The organism is Fimbriimonadaceae bacterium (genome assembly GCA_019638775.1).
Taxonomy (GTDB): domain Bacteria; phylum Armatimonadota; class Fimbriimonadia; order Fimbriimonadales; family Fimbriimonadaceae; genus JAHBTD01.
This window is the reverse complement of the sequence record JAHBTD010000095.1, coordinates 1-1,706: the sequence shown is the minus strand read 5'-3', so window position 1 is coordinate 1,706 and position 1,706 is coordinate 1. Positions and strand designations below refer to the sequence as shown.

2 protein-coding genes are annotated in these 1,706 nt (G+C 56.2%); one reads left to right on the top strand and one right to left on the bottom strand.

The genetic code is table 11. The features are described from left to right. Positions 1–4 precede the first annotated feature (4 nt). Positions 5–1,246 carry a hypothetical protein gene (locus KF784_20200; protein ID MBX3121380.1) on the bottom strand — a complete coding sequence of 414 codons (1,242 nt, stop codon included), beginning with the start codon at positions 1,244–1,246 and terminating at the stop codon, positions 5–7. A 159-nt stretch (positions 1,247–1,405) separates the two neighbouring features. On the opposite strand from KF784_20200, the gene KF784_20195 reads away from it, so the two are divergent. Continuing rightward, positions 1,406–1,645, top strand: coding sequence for a hypothetical protein (locus KF784_20195; protein ID MBX3121379.1), 240 nt, complete (start codon positions 1,406–1,408; stop codon positions 1,643–1,645). Positions 1,646–1,706: the final 61 nt, after the last annotated feature.

Here is a 1,706-nt window from a genome sequence, read left to right as displayed (position 1 = left end):
GGCACTAGGCACTCGCGGCTCGAAATACGTCCGGTGAGACACCAAACGACGGGGCCAAAATTCTGACACCCGCGCTGGCAACTCGGAATCGTCTCAATGCCAGCCGACATGCTAGCTGCCACTTCTGTATCTTCGTCGATACGGACGGCACGACCAACATACGTTCCGGCTGAGCCAATTCTGCCGGCAATTCCGACTCTGGGAGAAACGCGCGCAACTCCTCGGTCGACGTTCGCATCAGCCAACGTGCGATTTCCTGTTGCTCCGCGCGACCCAGCCCACGGCACGATTCCATGAGTGTGGACGCTACGGCCCAAATCATATCAAGCCGCTCCCCACTCAGTCGTTCCCGCATCGTGCCCTCTAATAGTGCGCAACGAAGGGGCTTGACCGTCCAGTCTTGCCAAAAGCGATTCTGCAAGGTCATCAGCTGATCTACAGGATCTTCCGCGCTCTCCATATCCTGCGTCTCAAAGTCCTCAACCACACTGCGTTGAGTCTCCTCCTCGCCGGTCATGCTGCTCGGCATGATGTCCTGTTCGTCATCGTCTGCTGGTTCTTCAGATTCGTCAATCGGTCCCAGAAGCGTTCCGTCTCCGTGATCCTCCAGCTCAAGATCCGATTCCACATCGACCGTCGCACTCGGTTTGCGTCCGAGTTCGACACGCCACGCGCAAATCAGACAATGCGCCTCTTTCAGATCTAACTGATGGACACCGACCGTCATCATGGACACCACCACAGACGACGAGCCACAGTCGGGACACAGCGGTGTATCGACTGTCGCATCGGTCGCTTGAGCAGCACGTGTCCCACGAGGAGCAGGCACCGTGTAATCCAGTTCGGCCATGTCTTCCCACGTCTCACCACGATCGTCATCGTCGTCGTAACGATTTTCGAACGGTGTGCGAGCGTTCAACATCTTGGCATTGCGCCGTTCAATATCGGTCAAGTCTGCCAGGCGTGCGCGCAGACGAGCCCATTGTGCTGGATGCACCTGATAACGTGGTTTTTCCAGCTCCCAGACTAGTCGTTGCAGGTCCTCCAGAGCGAGTCGTTCCCAGGCATGCACCAAGCGACCGTGATCTGCAGCGATTCGTTGGAAATCTTGAACCACTACCGAGACGATCGCCTTTGCCATCTCCGAGCGAACCCACGTTGCATCCACCACGGGAGTACGGCGAGGGGCTGCACTGAGAAGTCCACGTAACGTTGCATGCTTCGATGTCAGATGGGATGTCGTCATGATGAGATCCTTTCATGTCATGGTATATGTTGTGATGTGTTGATTTCAGACGTGCTTCGTGGCGCATTCCAACACCATCGTGCGAGACATGCCGTCCCATTGACCACCCTCGACCCAACTGCTAGAGTTGGCGCCGTGTTCAGTCACTCTGAGAACACCATGAGACTCACGCCGGAATTAGAGATCACCCGTCAGCTCTCCACCTTTGTGAACAGCCGCCAGGAGCTACTCATCGCCAACGCGCGTTTTGTGGGATCACGTGAATTCTGTGCACTGGAAGGATTCAGCGAACGAGTGCTCTCTCAGGTCAATCATCTCACCCAAGCGCTCTCACTCACCGAACAGGAACAGGCCCTCGCTCGAGACATCACAGACGCAGTTGCCGCTTTGTCTCGCTAATCACTTCCAACGAGGTCCAATCGCTTTGCGGCATCAGCACGAAATGATCCGCTCTTGCCTT

Bases quoted from the DNA above. Each gene is read 5' to 3' on its own strand.
- KF784_20200 (MBX3121380.1), bottom strand. From the start codon at position 1,246: ATGACGACATCCCATCTGACATCGAAGCATGCAACGTTACGTGGACTT.
- KF784_20195 (MBX3121379.1), top strand. From the start codon at position 1,406: ATGAGACTCACGCCGGAATTAGAGATCACCCGTCAGCTCTCCACCTTT.